At 46.3% G+C, this 15,947-nt stretch carries 7 protein-coding genes; 2 read left to right on the forward strand and 5 right to left on the reverse strand.

Features of this window, described 5'->3' with window-relative positions; genetic code table 11:
• The first annotated feature begins 148 nt into the window (after window positions 1–148).
• Complete coding sequence (locus tag QUB61_RS25215) at window positions 149–658, forward strand: pentapeptide repeat-containing protein (RefSeq protein ID WP_333132891.1); 510 nt, start codon at window positions 149–151, stop codon at window positions 656–658.
• 259 nt (window positions 659–917) lie between these two features.
• Here the strand turns inward: QUB61_RS25215 and QUB61_RS25220 are convergent, their stop codons facing one another.
• From QUB61_RS25220 to QUB61_RS25230, 3 genes are all read right to left on the reverse strand, one after another.
• The gene (locus QUB61_RS25220) at window positions 918–2,171 is read right to left on the reverse strand and encodes an S-layer homology domain-containing protein (protein WP_333132890.1); all 1,254 of its coding nucleotides are present in this window, start codon (window positions 2,169–2,171) and stop codon (window positions 918–920) included.
• Window positions 2,172–2,645: 474 nt separating this feature from the next.
• On the reverse strand, window positions 2,646–4,616 hold the full coding sequence (locus QUB61_RS25225; protein WP_333132889.1) for a hypothetical protein: 1,971 nt from the start codon (window positions 4,614–4,616) through the stop codon (window positions 2,646–2,648).
• Window positions 4,617–5,025: 409 nt separating this feature from the next.
• Complete coding sequence (locus QUB61_RS25230; protein ID WP_333132888.1) at window positions 5,026–8,064, reverse strand: DUF6603 domain-containing protein; 3,039 nt, start codon at window positions 8,062–8,064, stop codon at window positions 5,026–5,028.
• A gap of 57 nt (window positions 8,065–8,121) precedes the next feature.
• Between QUB61_RS25230 and QUB61_RS25235 the strand changes: the two genes are divergently transcribed.
• A complete protein-coding gene (locus QUB61_RS25235; protein ID WP_333132887.1) occupies window positions 8,122–8,457 on the forward strand; it encodes a hypothetical protein in 336 nt (111 codons plus the stop codon).
• 132 nt (window positions 8,458–8,589) lie between these two features.
• Here the strand turns inward: QUB61_RS25235 and QUB61_RS25240 are convergent, their stop codons facing one another.
• Window positions 8,590–11,094, reverse strand: coding sequence for a tail fiber domain-containing protein (locus QUB61_RS25240; protein ID WP_333132886.1), 2,505 nt, complete (start codon window positions 11,092–11,094; stop codon window positions 8,590–8,592).
• Window positions 11,095–11,165: 71 nt separating this feature from the next.
• Window positions 11,166–15,194 (reverse strand): hypothetical protein, encoded by a 4,029-nt coding sequence (locus QUB61_RS25245; protein WP_333132885.1) that lies wholly within the window; start codon window positions 15,192–15,194, stop codon window positions 11,166–11,168.
• Window positions 15,195–15,947: the final 753 nt, after the last annotated feature.

Raw genomic sequence — 15,947 nt, forward strand, 5'->3', positions numbered from 1 at the left:
TTAGTCATTAGTCATTAGTCATTAGTCATTAGTCATTAGTCATTAGTCATTAGTCATTAGTCAACAGTCATTAGTCAACAGTCATTAGTCAACTGCCAACAGTCAACCGTCAACAGTCAACTATGCCCAATTCCCCATTCCCATCATCATGAAAAGAGTCTTCCGAATTTTCCTGAGTCTGGTTTTAAGTTTAGTGTTGGCTTTTGGGTGGGTGCTGCTGAGTGCTACTCCGGCATTTGCCCTGCCGAAAACAAGTATTAATTACACAAATATTAATTTGTCCGATCGCGATTTTTCCAACTCGGATTTAGCGGGGGGAACATTTGTCGCTGCTGAAATGCGGGGAACAAATTTTCAAGGGGCTGATTTAACTAATGCGATTTTGACTAAGGGAGTTTTGCTGAATGCCAACTTGTCAGGTGCCAACCTCTCCGGTGCTTTGGCAGATAGAGTTACATTCGACGGCGCTAATTTGACAAATGCTAATTTTTCCGAGGCAATTATGACTCGAACTCGGTTTTTTGATGCTGCAATTTCCGGCGCTGATTTTACTGACGCGATTATCGACGCTTATCAAGTGGCTATCCTGTGCGAGAAAGCAGATGGTGTCAATCCCGTGACGGGAGTTTCTACCCGAGAAAGTTTGGGATGCCCCTAAAAATTTACACCGGAATGATGGGGAGTCGGGAGTCGGGAGTCGGGAGTCGGGAATCGGGAGTCGGGAGTCGGGAATCGGGAGTCGGGAATCGGGAGTCGTCCGTGGGGGAATGTGGAATTATTGACCTTGACTTTATCATTCCCATGCAACCGGAAACGATATTACGTGATATTTATAGTCGTAAGGTGCGCACTGCGCACCCTACAAATAGAGGTTTTGCGTAAGTTCTGTTCTTCCTTCTTCCTTCTGCTGTATCGGCTTATCGAGCGCTACAAATGCCTGTGCTGGCAGTAGCAACTACCAACTCGGAATCCAACTGCAAATCTAAATCGGTGTCGGGATTAACAGCATACAAATCGACTCGATCTCGACCCAAAAACACCCCGATCAAAGTCCCGATTCCCGCACCGCCGAGCACCTCTTCAGTCGCGATCGCCCGATCGCCCGTAACACCTGCGATCGCCGCCGCTGCTGCTGCACCCAACGCCGTATTCTTAACCAGATTACCAACATTAACGCCCTTGGTAACAGTTTCTTTCCTAGTAATCAGTTGCGAAGTGGCATTGAGAGGCACTCTGCTGCCGTTGATTATACTTAATTCTTGAGCCACAAACTGAACGCCCGAAGCAGTCGATCGCAATTCGCCACTAATTTTCGAGCCTTCGGGTATCAGCACTTGGCCATTATTACCCGTGATATCCGAAGCAACAGTCAGCGTAATCGGAGATTTGTCATTGGGGCCGAGCAAAATCTTGCCTTTTGCATACTCGACTGGAATAGTCGCCCCACTGGGAATTTTCACAGCAACAGACTCGCTAACATCAATCTTAGCAATGTAAGGAGAATTAATTGCTCTTGCTTGATTGGTACTCACTAATGTTTGATAGATAAAAGCAGCTACTTCAGCTCGCGTTGCTGACTTGTTGGGTTTGAGAGATTTAGGACTGGGGTAGCTGACAACCAACTGTTTTTCAGTAGCAGCAGCAACGCTTTTGGCAGCATAATTTTGAATCTCACCCGCATCATTATAGTAGCTGAGAACATCTTGAAAATTGCAGGTAGGCTCGTAGCCCATTCCGTTATTTAAAGCGACTACAACTTGAACGCGAGGAATCTGCTGTGTCGGCCTGAAAACATTGCCGGGATATCCAGACATCCATCCCATTTCGTAAGCTTCGGCGATCGCCCCGCTTGCCCAAAAATTAGACGGAACATCGGCAAACCTTACAGCAGCGCGGGTTTTTGCCTTTTTCACAGAACGCACCATTGCCGCGAATTCAGCCCGCGTTACCAGTGCATCCGGGCGAAAACTGCCATCGGGAAATCCTTTGATAATTCCTCTTTCTGACAAATCTTGAATAAAATCTTTTGCCCAGTAGTTATTATTAACATCCGAAAAAGCTGTCTGAGCAAAAGAAGGCGCGGGAGTTAGCATCGGCGCTGCGGTTCCGGCAACGGTTCCCAAGGTTAATAACACAGATGTACCGGATTTGATGCGATGTAATACAGACATTTTTTGATTCTCCAATTTACACAATTTTTTTATTGAGGAGAACTAAGCTTTTGATAGGCTGGTTGATTCCTGCCCTAGTTGCTATTTCCCTCAGTTATGTAATCATTATTGAATGAGTTTACTTCTGGTGCGGGGAAGATACGGTCTTTTAAAATAAATATTTTGATGCTTCTTTTGGAATTTTAAAATGCTTAAATTCCTTAAAATCCTTATGTTGCTTATCTCCCTTATCTACCTTGTGTCTGCAATTAACAGAATTTAGGGACAAAGCCGTTTGATATTAGTTAACTATAGAAATCCTCAATCATTTGTGAATTTCTTACTCCCTCCGCTTAATAAGGGGAGGGTTGGGGTGGGGTAAAAAATTTACGACTCCTGCAAGGATTGTATAGCCATCATAAATCATTTGTGAATTTCTTACTCCCTCCCCTTAATAAGGGGAGGGTTGGGGTGGGGTAAAAAATTTACGACTCATTAAGGATTGCTATAAATAAACCTGACTTTTTGCACTCCCTCAATCATCTGTAACCCAAATTGAGCTGAGGTAAATTTGCTACCTTCGCTTAGTGGCAATAAGTTTTTCATTTGATCAACCATTGCAGAAATGTTGACAATGCCTTCGGTTCGATCGTGCCAGGGAACATCTTCGATAATTAAATCTTCGCTACCCTCACCGTAAATATCTCGTAAGTTTTTGGTAAATTTATCAGACTCGTCACTCGGAGCATCTAAACCAAAATGCATTCCTTCCGGTGTTTGGTGAATGTCCACCGTTTTAACTTCTCCTTTGAACAGGCAAATCAACACATCCGGTGCTAACTTTTCCATCCGCAAGCGGACTAAGGGAGTCGCCTCGTCTGGTGCAATGAATCCTAAATCGTCAACTACAGTATCGTAAGCATCAACCAAGAGATCTGGCCAGCCAGAGACGACTTGCGATCGCAAAATACACCCCGTAATACTTCTATCTCCCGATCGCAGTGCCCTACCCGAGCGCATCTTGCCGTCTTGCAAGACATCAGAAGGAGTCACCCGTCCCACGCTAAATGCTCCGTCTTGCAGGCAGTCTAGCCATACCGAATCGACCCAAAAGAAACGAATAGATTCTGCAGGGAGGAGGCGTTCGTCAGGCATTAGATAGTTAAAGGGAATTCCCCGCAAAAGTTCTAGATTATTAAACCAATCTGCAACCGCCTCAGGAGGAGGGGTAATCTCCTGTTGAACTTGCCGATAACTGCGCAAGGGCGGATTAATTATCTGTTGCTCTAGTTGCTTGAGGTTTTGGGCGTTTTCCCGCTTCCAGTTGAACAGTTCAATCGCCAGGCGTTGATTTTGCAGCGTCAGCATTCGTCCCAATTGCCAAGCTGCCGCATAAGAACTATCAAATAACCCCGTACTCGAATCGTAGCGCAGCAGTTCGTCGGCTGCCCGCACGGGGAGTTCAAACGTGTCTGGTTGAGATCCAGAAATCAACGGACCTCTATACCAAGAAACGGTTTTACTGCCCTCGCGCAGTGCATGAGGCAGGGGGATATAGCTTTGCGCGAGGAAGTTATCTGCTGCCGGATTGCTGCTGCTTGGCAGTCGTGGGGTACTGGGGTTACCGTTAAGCTTCATCAGCAACTGCGTGAAGCTTTGATCGGGATCGATGCAACCAAAACTCCAGCTAGCTAGTGTCACCAAGCGGATTAAATCTTCATCCCCTGCATTATCGAAATCAAAGCTGCCTGCATCTCCATCTTGATAGCGACCTTCGATAGAAACTAAATAAGCCGTACTGACACCCTCAGGTTCGGGGAGGCGATTAGACAAAATAGTTGCCAGTTGTTCGCCTTGGGGAATGCCGTTCTTATCTTTGGCTTGACGGGTATGGGCAAGAAAAGTGAGATCGGCTTTAGTGGGAAGCACAGGCTGCAAGAACTTCTTTTTGACATCAATAACGTTTATTTGCTCTTCTTCATTCTGTCCGGGTTCGAGGTCAATTGAGGGAAATTTGGCAGTGGAAGTTGCTCGTAATTCCCTGACACTGAGACTTTGAAGTTTTGGTTGGTCTGACTCCTTAGCAAAATCCGATTCTCGAAATAGCAATAATACCAGCCAGGTGAGGTTATAATCGACATCTCCAGAGTCGGGAAAGCGTTCCCAAGGCAGGGTACTGCGCTTGAGGCTGATATGAGGTAGGACGTTAGAATGATCTCCGATCGTGTTGGCTGGAGGAAAAACCGCGTGAATGTCTGTCGGTGACAAAGGACCGAAGCGTTCTCCTGAGACAACAAAAGTAATCTGGCGGGAGAACGTTTTGCTATCAATTTTGCCCTCAGCTTGGATAGTTTGTTGGACATTGAGGCGATATTCACCACTCTCCATATAGGGCTGGTGGTACTGGAGGAATTCTACTTTTCCTTCTGGGAGATTTTTTCCTTGCCGGATATTTCTTGTACGCATGATTGATCGCTCCTTTGGATTACTTATCAGGACTTACGCATCTGAACGAGAAATCTTGGTTTTCGGGAATCGGGAGTCGGGAGTCGGGAATCGGGAAAAGCCTAATTACATCTCGATTCTCCACTTCCTAATGCCGACTCCAGCGTGTAAGTCAAGACTTATTTCACGGCGGGAATCGGGAGTCGGGAGTCGGGAATCGGGAAAAGCCTAATTACATCTCGATTCTCCACTTCCTACTGCCGACTCCAGCGTGTAATACCAATTTTTTATGAGGCCCCGTAGAATCCGATCCCCCCTAGCCCCCCGCGGGAGGGGGGGACAAGAGCCGGATCGAAGTCCCCCTTCTTAAGGGGGATTTAGGGGGATCGAGATATGTGCAACTTCACATTAAATTGGTATAAGTCAAGACTTATTTCACTGCCGGGGCAAAGACAAAAGCATCGGCGATCGCAGCATTCACACTAACCATTTCGGCAGGATCGAAGCCTAATGCCTGTAAAATTGAATTGCGGTTAGTGTTACTGACGACAGTATCCCGAATGTTCTTTCTGCGTGCGGCATCATCCGCTGTACTTGCCCCGAAAGCAGGAAGCGTTTCCCACAAATAAGGCGACTCAAATAGTGTCGTGTCATACAGAAGTTCGGCAATGTTAATATCTTCGGTATCGCCGGGGTCAGGCTCTTGTGCGGGAACGATGCGGAAACCGGAGAGAGTACCTTCGACAAATTGCTGCCCATTCGTCTCAGGAAGTTTCAATCGTCCTTTATCAGTAAGGTTAGGTTCTCCCCACAGTGCAGTCGGTGCTTTTTTTGTTACAGTTTCAAAGGTGAATTGCTCTTCAACCGGAACCCAAGAGTCTGAATCGTCTTTTCTGGTTATTGTGACGCGGTGTTGTGTTACTAATGAGTCTTCTGCCTTAATTCCCATCGGGTTAATGCCGAAGGCAGGACTGTTGCCTTTGTTCTGTCCTCCTGCGAACACTTCCTTGGAAGGAATGAAAGCATCGGTGACTAAGGCAAACTGCTTGGGATTGAGTATCCAAATTTCTTCCTCGCCTCGTTTGAGTTGTTTCACCAAACCTTCGGTAGCGGCAATACTGCAAATTTCATCATCGGGTGGCAAGAACGACTCGCGGAAATCGCCCCAACCGATGGGTTCAGAACCGCCGGAACCTGGGTCGCCAAAGTTAACCGTGACTGAGGCAATCCAAAAGCTAATTTCAAAAGTTCCGCCGAGTTCCGGCCCCCACAGATGGAGATCCACCCCCAAACTTCCAGAGACGAAATCAATCCCCGCGCTAATGTTGATATAAGCTCGAATGTCGTAATAGTAGGGTTTCCAGCAGATTAAAAAATCAGCCCCCACACTCAAGGAAGCCCACGCCCAACCATCGTCATAGTCAAAGGACAGTCGTCCGCCAGCCATCACCGCATGGGAACAGAGGGCAAAGTAAGCTTCGCCAGTAATGGAGGTATTGCCGTCAATCTGCCATTTGTAACCGAGACGCGGCACTTTAGGATAGTGAGAGGGAACTTTGAAAGCGGGATGGTAGCCTCCGAAAGTAATTACGAAATCGCCCTCGTGTGGACCCGCGTACCAGATACAGAAAGCAAAGCCCCCAGTTAACTGACACAGACCTGAGAGGATATAGGAGGCAGGGGTAAGCTGGGCGCGCACTGAGAGAACCCCTTCACTCGGAGCAAACCGCGCTTGGAGAATCATCTCCGCTTGGGCAACCGGGTCTAAGCCCGACTCCTTAGGAGGAACGGCTAACCTAGAAATACCGATTAAATTTAGCTCGAACTTGTCTTCGTTAATGGCAACGGTCAACAGACCAAAACTATCGAGCAACTTGAAGGAAGTAAATTTCACCCCAATTGCCAAGAAACCCGAACCCGGAGAAAGCTTGATATACTTGTCGAGGAGTTTCAGTTGAGCGCCAACGGACTCACCGGGATTCTCGAAATCTATCGAACCAGGTCCGTTAATCGCCTGCTGAACTAACGGGAAAGAGGGAAGTTCTTCGAGGGGAGGAACAGTCAGAGAACGGTTGTAGCCAAAGCCGCCTGCGAGTCCCGTCACGAAGAAAAAGGGCGGCCCGCCCAAGGGATAATCCACTACCAGATAGAGGAAGAATGCAGGTTCATCGTTGTAATAAGCAAAGGAACCAACGGCAGAAAGCGATAGGGTTTTAGCTTTGGCTTTCATCCCCAGCGACGCTATGCCCAAATATTCCTCATAGTCATCCTTCTCGATACGCGCAAAAGCGCCACTAATTTCTAAGCTGTCGCTGATATATTCTAAACCAAACCCTTCGAGCTTAAAATAGGGAACAAAATCATTCAGGGAAGCCCTAACCGAAAGGGCGTTGAGGGAAAGAACAAACTGAGATATTTGCAGAGTTGCTTCTGGAACTAATTGAATTTCTCCGTCTTTGTACAGCAGTCCGATTTTCTCTATATGGACTGGGCCGAAAGACCTCTGCACCTTCAGCCAAGCCCCATTTTCTGCAAAGGTGATGGGACTCTCCTCTGGGGTGCTTCTGGTAGAAGCGAGGAGCCGATAATTACCTACTTCTGTTAGGCTGCGAGTGCCAGTGCGGCGCTTGACTAATGGAACAAACCAGCTTTGTTTGTATCCCCCGACTAATTCGAGATAGGCGGCGATGCTGACACCTTTGGTTAGCTGTTGGGAAGCGGTAGTGGGCGGCTTAATCTGGAAAGGTGCAGTTAACTCTACCAGTAATTGGTTGATGGGTGTAAGTTCTTCCTTGGTAAAGTTTTGGGTCGCAACGAGAAGCTGGATGGTCAGGTTGTTACTGGCTGGGTCTGCGGGAAACTGTGTACCGATTAAGGGCAGTTGGGATAAGTCAATATTAAGATTATCGTTGGAATTAAGGCCGAGGCCTAAAATGAATTTTCTGGTAGTAGTACCCGTTGAGCCAGTTGTACCAGATTTTTTCATTACGATCAGAGCATTGTAATTTGTTCCGATCGCAATCTCTTCGGGAATCACCCCCTCCAGACCTGGTAATGCTCCACCAAAATTGACTAGCGGGAAAGTTTCTGTTATTGCGCTAGTTGCTACCAAAATACTCGATGTTGTGCCGCTTTTAAACAGAAGATTAAAAACGAGACTCTTGTCCTCTGCGAGAGGATAGGACAGTGTACCCGTATACTCTTTCTTTTGGCCGGTTACTTCAATAGTAAGCTCAGCCTCTAGTTCTTTTGTTGCGTTTCCCTCTGCATCTTCAGCGAGGATAAACCTGAGCTGGCAGATAGCTGTATAGCCAGTGCCTTCTCGCGTGTACTCAGCGTATCTCAGGGGGCAATCCTTGAGAATGTCTGGAATGGGCTCAATCCCATCTAGACCGACTGCCTCTGTCAAATACTGATTGGCTTCTACAAGGTTCTGATATTCATCGACATCAATGATAACGGCTGTCATTGTTTTTGACTCTGATAAGAATGTTGTGGTTTTTTCGGAAATTCGCCCGCTCGCTTTTTGTCAGGCAATCGGGAATCGGGAGTCGCGAGTCGAGAAGGGCGATCGCTCTTTGTCAGGGAATGGGGAATCGGGAGTCGGGAGTCGGGAGTCGGGAGTCGGGAGTTGGCAGAGCGATCGCTCTTTGTCAGGGAATGGGGAATCGGGAATGGCGAGTTGGGAGGGCGCTCGCTTTTTCTGAATGCAGATGAATTAGAAGGGCGATCGCGCTTTGAAAAAGAATGGCGAATTGGCAGGGCGATCGCTCTTTGTCAGGGAATCGGGAGTCGGGAGTCGGGAGTTGGCAGAGCGATCGCATTTCCTCAAAGCAGTAACAGAAGGGCGATCGCGCTTTGAAAAAGAATGGCGAATTGGGAGGGCGATCGCTTTTTCTGGAAGTAGCTGAATTAGAAGGGCGATCGCTTTTTTCCCGAAGAGGTCAGCTATTCAGTTTTAAAAGATAGGAGACCTTTCTCTCATGCAGAATCTTTACTGTTGTAATTGCGTTTTCAGATTATTTATCTCCTCTTGCATACTCGCGATCAATTGTTGCTGTTCCTGTATTGCAGCAATTGCAATTACAGTAAAATTGTCATAGTTTAATCCCTTAAAGCCAGATTTTTCCTTTACAAATTGGGGAAAAACAGTTTCTACATTTTGAGCAACAAATCCAAAGGATTTTTGTGACTTCGTGTTTGAATCACGCCAGTAGTAAGAGCTTGGCTGTAATTTCATTACTCGATCTAATACATTGGAAACTGGCTCAATATCTTCTTTAAGTCGTTCATCACTCGATCTCCCCCAGCCGTTCCACGGATCAAGCCAACCTGATGCCCAGTTACTAGGGTTTCCGCTGTAGTCGAAGATTAAATCTGGATCATCTGGCTGATTCCATTCTGGATAGATTTTCCACTGTTGGGTATCGCCACTCTTGTAAAGTCTCAATCCGCCACTATTATGTATAGCTATCCAATTATGAGAAATGATTCCTCCAAAAACTGTCAAGTCGTTGTTGCTCTCAAGCGTCATTTGTAGTCTTCCACCTCCTGCATCGCCTGAAGCGTCATTATGAGAACCTCCTTTGAACCAAGCAAAATGGTTGCTGCTCCGGAAATAAGTAGTAGCTCCTTGTACTCCAATGCCATAGCCGTCACCATACAAATTGAGCATCTGTCTTGTCGTGGAGCCAAAGTTGAGATTGCCAGCAACCTTGACATCGCCGTTAACATCAAGTTTGGCGGATGGAGTTTTCGTACCAATACCGACGTTGCCAGAACTATCAAGCATCAGTTGTAGTGTTCCACCACTTGGCTCGGCTAAATCATTGTTATGAGAACCCCCTTTGTACAAAGCAAACTGGCTAGCTGTTCTAAAGTACATAGTACTGGATTGTACTCCAATGCCATATGTCTGCTCATACAAATTGATCATCTGTCTTGTCGTGGAGCCAAAATTAACATTGCCAGAAAAAATCGCATTTCCGTTGTTAACATGAAGTTTGACTTCAGGATTCTCCGTACCAATACCAACATTGCCATCTTTAATCGTTACTAGCTCGCTCCTTATGCCTAATTCTGTCTTCTTGGCACTGTAAAATGTAGTTCCTGTTCCAATAATCTCCAATTTGGCTTGAGGAGCTGTCGTACCAATACCAACTTTGCCAGAAATAAGCGCATCTCCGCCGTTAACATCAAGTTTGGCTTGAGGAGCTTCTGTACCAATACCAACATTGCCGCCTCTTTTTAAAGTAATTCCTTGACCCCAGTCCCACGAACCATCAGCCTTGTCATTAGTAATTTGAAGAAAATCACCAGACTGCGGAGCGCGGGAAGTAATAACAAATTTTTGGTTGTTATCAGGATTTCCTAAAGTTAGAAAGTCTCTAACATTAAGAAGAGTGGCTGGTGTTGTCGTCCCGATGCCTACTCGATGCTCAAGTTGATCGTTAACTTTAACGTCATGGAACACCAAAGGCGCTTTCTCAATTGGGCAAATAAATTCCCCATCCTGATAGTCTGGCACGTATTTGTAACGTAAATACAAGTTAGCCGTCCCCGTCGGGTGAGAGGTAACAATTTTCTTCAGCTCTATTACCAGAGTCTCTTTAGCGGCTAAGGAAATATCGGTTGATTTGGGGCTGAATGTCCATTCCAGCGTACTGCCGTTCGGGGTTGGGCCAGCGGGTTGCCATTTGTCCCCAGCAATTGTTACCGCTACATTATTAAGTTGGTCTACTGTCCCAAGCGCCCAAGGAACCGTATCGGCCTCTCCTACCTCAAGGGCGACTATTAGTTGGGATCTGTTAGTTGCGTCGGCATCGTAATTAAAGGTGATGGGTGACTCAGACGTGTTTGTGATTCGCAGTTTCAACTCGCTCTCTTGGTTATTGATGTTGAGAACGCGATTAGAACTGAAAAATCCTACATAGAGGGGAATGTTAGCTTTTCCTTGTCGTTGAATCATTTCTAAAGTCTCCGTAGTAAAGGTGTTATAAGGATTAGGATCGGAACCACCTGGACCCTTCGCGGTAACTTCAATGAGGGTGATGGTACCCTGTTTAAACTCCCAAGATAAAGGAACTTGTGTTGTGCTTGCTCTCGTTGTGAGAGTTCCCATTACCCTATTGAGCATGAGTTCGAGCGAATTAGTGTCATCAAGGGTAACTTGTTCCCCTTTCCAGAGAAGATAGAGAATTGTATCTCCTTCCACTTCCAGACCCCAGTCATCGCCCTCAACGGTAATCTGTTCTGGTTGCAGCAAGATTCCGGGGGTGAACTGCAATTTAAAGTGGTAATTGCTCGAACTTGCTGTCGTTACGTCTGGAATCGGACTGATAACAATTTGTTTGGCATCCTTGATACCAATGCAGAGATGAAGGGGACTGGCTGTACTTGGGTCGTCTCCTACCAACAAAGCGTCTTCTTCTCGTCCGTCTTCAAATTGGTAGAAGAAGAGAAAGTCAAAGGGGTCTAGTTTGGGTTCTGGGTCTGTCATAGGGTATTCTCCTTAATCGAGTTGAACGGGTTTGTTGTCAAAGGGAGTTTCGACTCCCTACTCCCTACTCCCTACTCCCCTTCCTCAACTGGCGTGAGTTGTAACCAGCCTTCGTAAAGTTCCTGGGGTGCAGAAAAAGCTGCTTTGACATTGACAGGTTTGATGGTACTTGTTTCGGACCAAGTATCATTGCTCAGAGATACCCACGACCATGCATATTCGGGGACTTCTGGCAAGGGAATGCAAATTTCCCCTCGATTCGACAAAACGGGAGTTGAGAGGAAATTAACCTCGATCGCCTGTAAAGCCTCGTTATAATTCTCTGGGGGCAAGCGCAATTCTTGATTGGGCAAAATCCCAGAGGTGGCATGAATCGTGCCTCGCGGATCGATCAGCATCGTTACATATTGGGGTGGTGCGTCTACCGTTTGCTCGAAATACACCAAACCTTCTGCTTCGGTTTGAATCAAGTTATCCTTGACGATATCGCTTTGGGGCGCATAGAAAATGTTGTCCTCGTACTCGTAATCTTCTCCTTCGTGAACTTCTCGCCAGTAACCTACTAATCCATCGTTGAGTTGCTGGTAATCTCCTAGGCGAATGGGAAATTTGACAGCGCCAAAGCCCCGAGTCGTTGGGTTTTCTTCAGTGATGCTGACACTCGGATCGCAAGCGGGAAGCCCTTGGACTTCTAAGTTAAACGTCGATCGCACGACAGCTATGGGACGCCCAACTAACAACGCCAAACTCGGATGCTCAGCAAAGTTTTCTGGGTCGATAGTATCTAGGGAATTGATTAAGGTGGAGATGAATTCTTGCTGAAAATCCATTCCGCGATCGAGTAAATAATGCGCTATTTTTGTCAGGTGAGTGTTGGGAAGTATGGGACGCTCTTGTGCATTGCGGGATAAAGTGCCACCCGGTGCAGTCCGCCAAGTTCCAGCGCGATCGATTAATCCGAGAGATTTACCGCGAACGTCATAAAATTGCAGGTTGCTGTCGAGATTATTGGGTACGATCCAACCACAGACAGGCGTAATAGCAGGCGCTGTCGTCATTTGTTCTTCCTTTTGGCTGTCAGCAGCTATCCAGTGGAAGTTAAGGCGGGCGGGTTGTGCCAAACGGGGCGGCAATAACACCTGATAACTGGAATTGAGCGTTGTCATCTGGGTTGTCGTGACGACATCCGTGTTATTTCCCGTTTCAACGATTTTCTTAAATTGCCCAAAGGTATCTACCAACCACAGGGTGGTAATTTTCATCGCCCCACTGCGGATCGGATTGAAAATGTCTAGGTCGAGAATTTTGTATTGTAGGGAATTGCCCAGTGTCCAGCGGACCTTATCGTGGAACCATTTGAGTTCCTCCAGATCCTGCATGCTTGCGAGGAGTGGGTCGTCTATCTCTAGGTATAAAGTCGGTTGGTAAAGTAACAGCGTATCGTTAAACCCGGCGATCGCCTGAGCTTGACACTCTAGGGTCTGCATTTGTTCGTAAGCAGAGAGAGCAACCCAGATGGGGTCTTGGGCTTTTTCTATGTCTGATTTAGCAACAATGTCGCTTTGGCTTCTATACCAATCAGCGATCGCCCCGAAATTTTGGCTGAGATACTCCTCGGTTTGCTGTTGTTCAGCAATGCCATTACCACTGTAATAAAGGGGGAGTAGTTGTTCCTTGAGATAAGTAGTCAGTCGTTCTTGCAGTATCAGTCCCGCCGAGGGAGTGAGGATGCTTATCCCGCTATAGGTATTAGCAGATTCGACAAAAGTGCTGTCATGGCCTGGTTTGAGAGTGAGGTCGATCGCATTGAATTCTAAGCCGTAATTGTCGAGAATGACTTGAGGATCGTAGTCTGGGTTTGCATCGTCGTGACGGCAGGGGAATACCTGAACCGCCCACTCCATCAAAAAGGGAGACCAAGGCTGTTGTGTCCAGCGATTAAACCCAATGGCTTCTTCGCCAGATTCGGGTGCTAAATTGTTAATTTGATTCTGAACAAGAGTGATAGTTGCCTGTGGCAAGGTTTGCAGATCTAGAGTTGCGCTCAAAAGATGGCAATCTAAACGTTTGTCACTCCGCAAACGTCCATCCTGTCCATGCCGTACCGAAGCTTTAGCCGCCTCGCCTGCCAACAAAATTACCGGATCGTTTGCTTGCCAGTAACGCTGAGAGGGAAATTGTTTGAGCGAGTACTGGGTTTGGGCTGTACTGTTGTAGGTAGCGATCGCCGCAATTAGCTCGTTAATTGCGGTTGCTAGTCTGTGAGCTAGTTGAGGTTCCTCAGAAACAGGAATGTATGTCGGGGGAACGTAAAAATTTAAAACGCCATTTTCTACTTTAATAGAGTAGGTTTGCCCTTGGTCGTTTATTTCCCATTCCTTCCCTGCCGTTACTTCTGTAATGTCTAGCTCTATGTCCTCACTCCCAGTAACAGGTGGTTGGGGAAGAAGTTTGACATTAAATTGTTCAAACTCCATTTGTAGATATTCATACCAATCCAAACCTGAGATAGGCCCTGCAACCGCTGCGTTTAACAATTCGACACAGCCTTCCAAATAGTTGAACTGCGAGTAAATGCTAAAGGATAAATCCGCTGCCGTTGCTGTTAAATTGCCCCACTGATCCTTTAGAATTTCCAACCGTCCTGTCTGACCGAGGGCAGCCCGCAAGGGTTCGAGCAACTTGGATTCCGTATGGCTCAAAACAGCCATACTATTGTCGCCATCTACGGTATGGGATTCTTTCATGAACTCATACCAGTGGGCATACAACTGCTGCCGCTGGGACTCAATGTTAACCACTGCCTGATTGTATTCCTCTTGCAAGCGATTGACTTGATTGAGTTGGTGGGCAAGGTCTAATGGAAGGCTTAGCCGATTTTGGACGTTAGTTGCGCGATTTGGGGTTGAGAAAATTGCACGATAGGATTCACTTGTGTCTGGGACTTTAGGCGCAATCGACCAGAGAATGCCTGCACTGCGCGTTCCAAATCCCCGTTCGTGGCGAACTTCCCGTAATTTGGCATCGAGGTCGAGTTTGCGCGACTCCAAGCGTTCTGACAATTGTAAGGCTTCTAACTGTTCTTCTACGAGTCGCCGAATCTCCTGACCTGTTTCATTGTTTTCATTGTTGTAGTCGTTAGCCAAATAGGCTGACAAGGCTTCTGGTGCTGAATTACCCACAGCAATGGTTGGCTGGGACAAACTTCTGATGCGATCGCCTGCTGCCAGTGTCCGACTTGCAGAGGCAAATGTGATTCTGGAATGGTAAAGAGTACGATCGGGGAACTCTCCGTTAAGATCGAATGTCCAGCGGAATTCTTCTTGTAGAAGTTCTAGCAATTCCTCAGAGTCTTTCCCCGGATTGTTTTGTAATAGAGTCTTTAAGCAATCCTGGCGATCGTCACTGTACCAACCAATGACATCGTACTGTAAATCAGCAGGGGGATTAGCCGTAGAGTAATCGCCGTCATGAAAACCAAAAACACTCTGACAATTGGGATAAAGGGCAGCAAAAGTCGCTTTAACGCGATCGAACAGGGGGACTTCTGCTTTTGTACCAATAGCAGTCAAGGTTCCTGCATATTCGTGGGTTGAATTACTCTGCTGCTGCCACGCTGCCAGATCCAGATTACGCCCCATATAGCGAAAACGCTGATATTGTTCGGTTTCAGGAGAGGGACGATCGATTAAAATGTTGACAGTATCGGGGGGTTCTTGACCTTCCTCTAACTTTTCGGGGTAGAGGTAGTCACTTTCGATGACCCATTGTTTTGAATCTTTACCGCCTCCTTGTCGCAGAATTAACCAGCGATTGGGTACGATCGGAAATTTTGTTCCAGTGGCGCTATGTTGACCTCGTGTTAGGCCATCGGGTAAGGACCAGTGCAGGTGAATCCCAGTTTTTAGGGTTAAGGTTGTCCCTGTTTCAAACAGCGGGGTGAGAATCTGTTCGCTGAGATTAGCCGTACCCGTCATATGGGTGTCCCCATCATATATGTAAGGTAATCGACGATAGTCAGCGATCGCCTCGACCGATTGAGTATCTTTGTCCAGGCATAAAGCATCGATATGAATGGGAACGAGTAAGATATTGGTCATAAATTTAGAAACCTTACTTATTGCTTATTTGTTGTGCCGTTCAATGGCTTAATTCTCAATTTTCGGATGTATATTCAGCATGGCTTCCGATAGAAAATTTTTCCGGTCTGGGACTTAAAATTTTGTTTTTAATCCACTATGTAAGCTGATTATCTTGGCAAAAAACGCCACTCTCAACTTATTGGACATCAAACAACTATAGCGGTTCTTGGGTAGATGAGGTACACAAGTCCACTTAAAAAGCTTGACAACACAGAGTTTTAGCGTCCTCCATCTTTCTGAGAAAGGCTATACTTAACACGCATTGATTATTAGTTGGTTTAGACAATATCTGATTTAAATTGTTTTGTCAAGAGATTTTACCAAAATACAACTTAATAAAAAAAAATATAGAAACACAAATATTTACTTAATAGAACCTGTTGGCTGCCATTGGTGAGAAGTTAAGGTTTTGTGCAATTTGTCAAGTCCCATATATGTCACATTCCGCACCCTGAAATGTCACAAGGTTTGATGGTGGCAAAAGGTAGTAGTGTTACTTTTTCAGCAAGCCCTAATTACACTTACTCTTTCGCCGGGATTATAGGGTTTACTATCATGAGAAGTTAAGGTTTTGTGCAATTTGTCAAGTCACATATATGTCACATTCCGCACCCTGAAATGTCACAAGGGGTCTGTGGCAAAAGGTAGTAGTGTTACTTTTTCAGCAAGCCCTAATTACACTTACTCTTTCGCCGGGATTATAGGGTTTAC

Origin of the sequence: Microcoleus sp. C2D2 (genome assembly GCF_036702495.1) — a bacterium.
Lineage (GTDB): Bacteria > Cyanobacteriota > Cyanobacteriia > Cyanobacteriales > Microcoleaceae > Microcoleus.

Excerpts from the sequence above, each read along its gene's own strand:
- QUB61_RS25215 (WP_333132891.1), top strand. The coding sequence starts at position 149 with ATGAAAAGAGTCTTCCGAATTTTCCTGAGTCTGGTTTTAAGTTTAGTG.
- QUB61_RS25220 (WP_333132890.1), bottom strand. The coding sequence starts at position 2,171 with ATGTCTGTATTACATCGCATCAAATCCGGTACATCTGTGTTATTAACC.
- QUB61_RS25225 (WP_333132889.1), bottom strand. The coding sequence starts at position 4,616 with ATGCGTACAAGAAATATCCGGCAAGGAAAAAATCTCCCAGAAGGAAAA.
- QUB61_RS25230 (WP_333132888.1), bottom strand. The coding sequence starts at position 8,064 with ATGACAGCCGTTATCATTGATGTCGATGAATATCAGAACCTTGTAGAA.
- QUB61_RS25240 (WP_333132886.1), bottom strand. The coding sequence starts at position 11,094 with ATGACAGACCCAGAACCCAAACTAGACCCCTTTGACTTTCTCTTCTTC.
- QUB61_RS25245 (WP_333132885.1), bottom strand. The coding sequence starts at position 15,194 with ATGACCAATATCTTACTCGTTCCCATTCATATCGATGCTTTATGCCTG.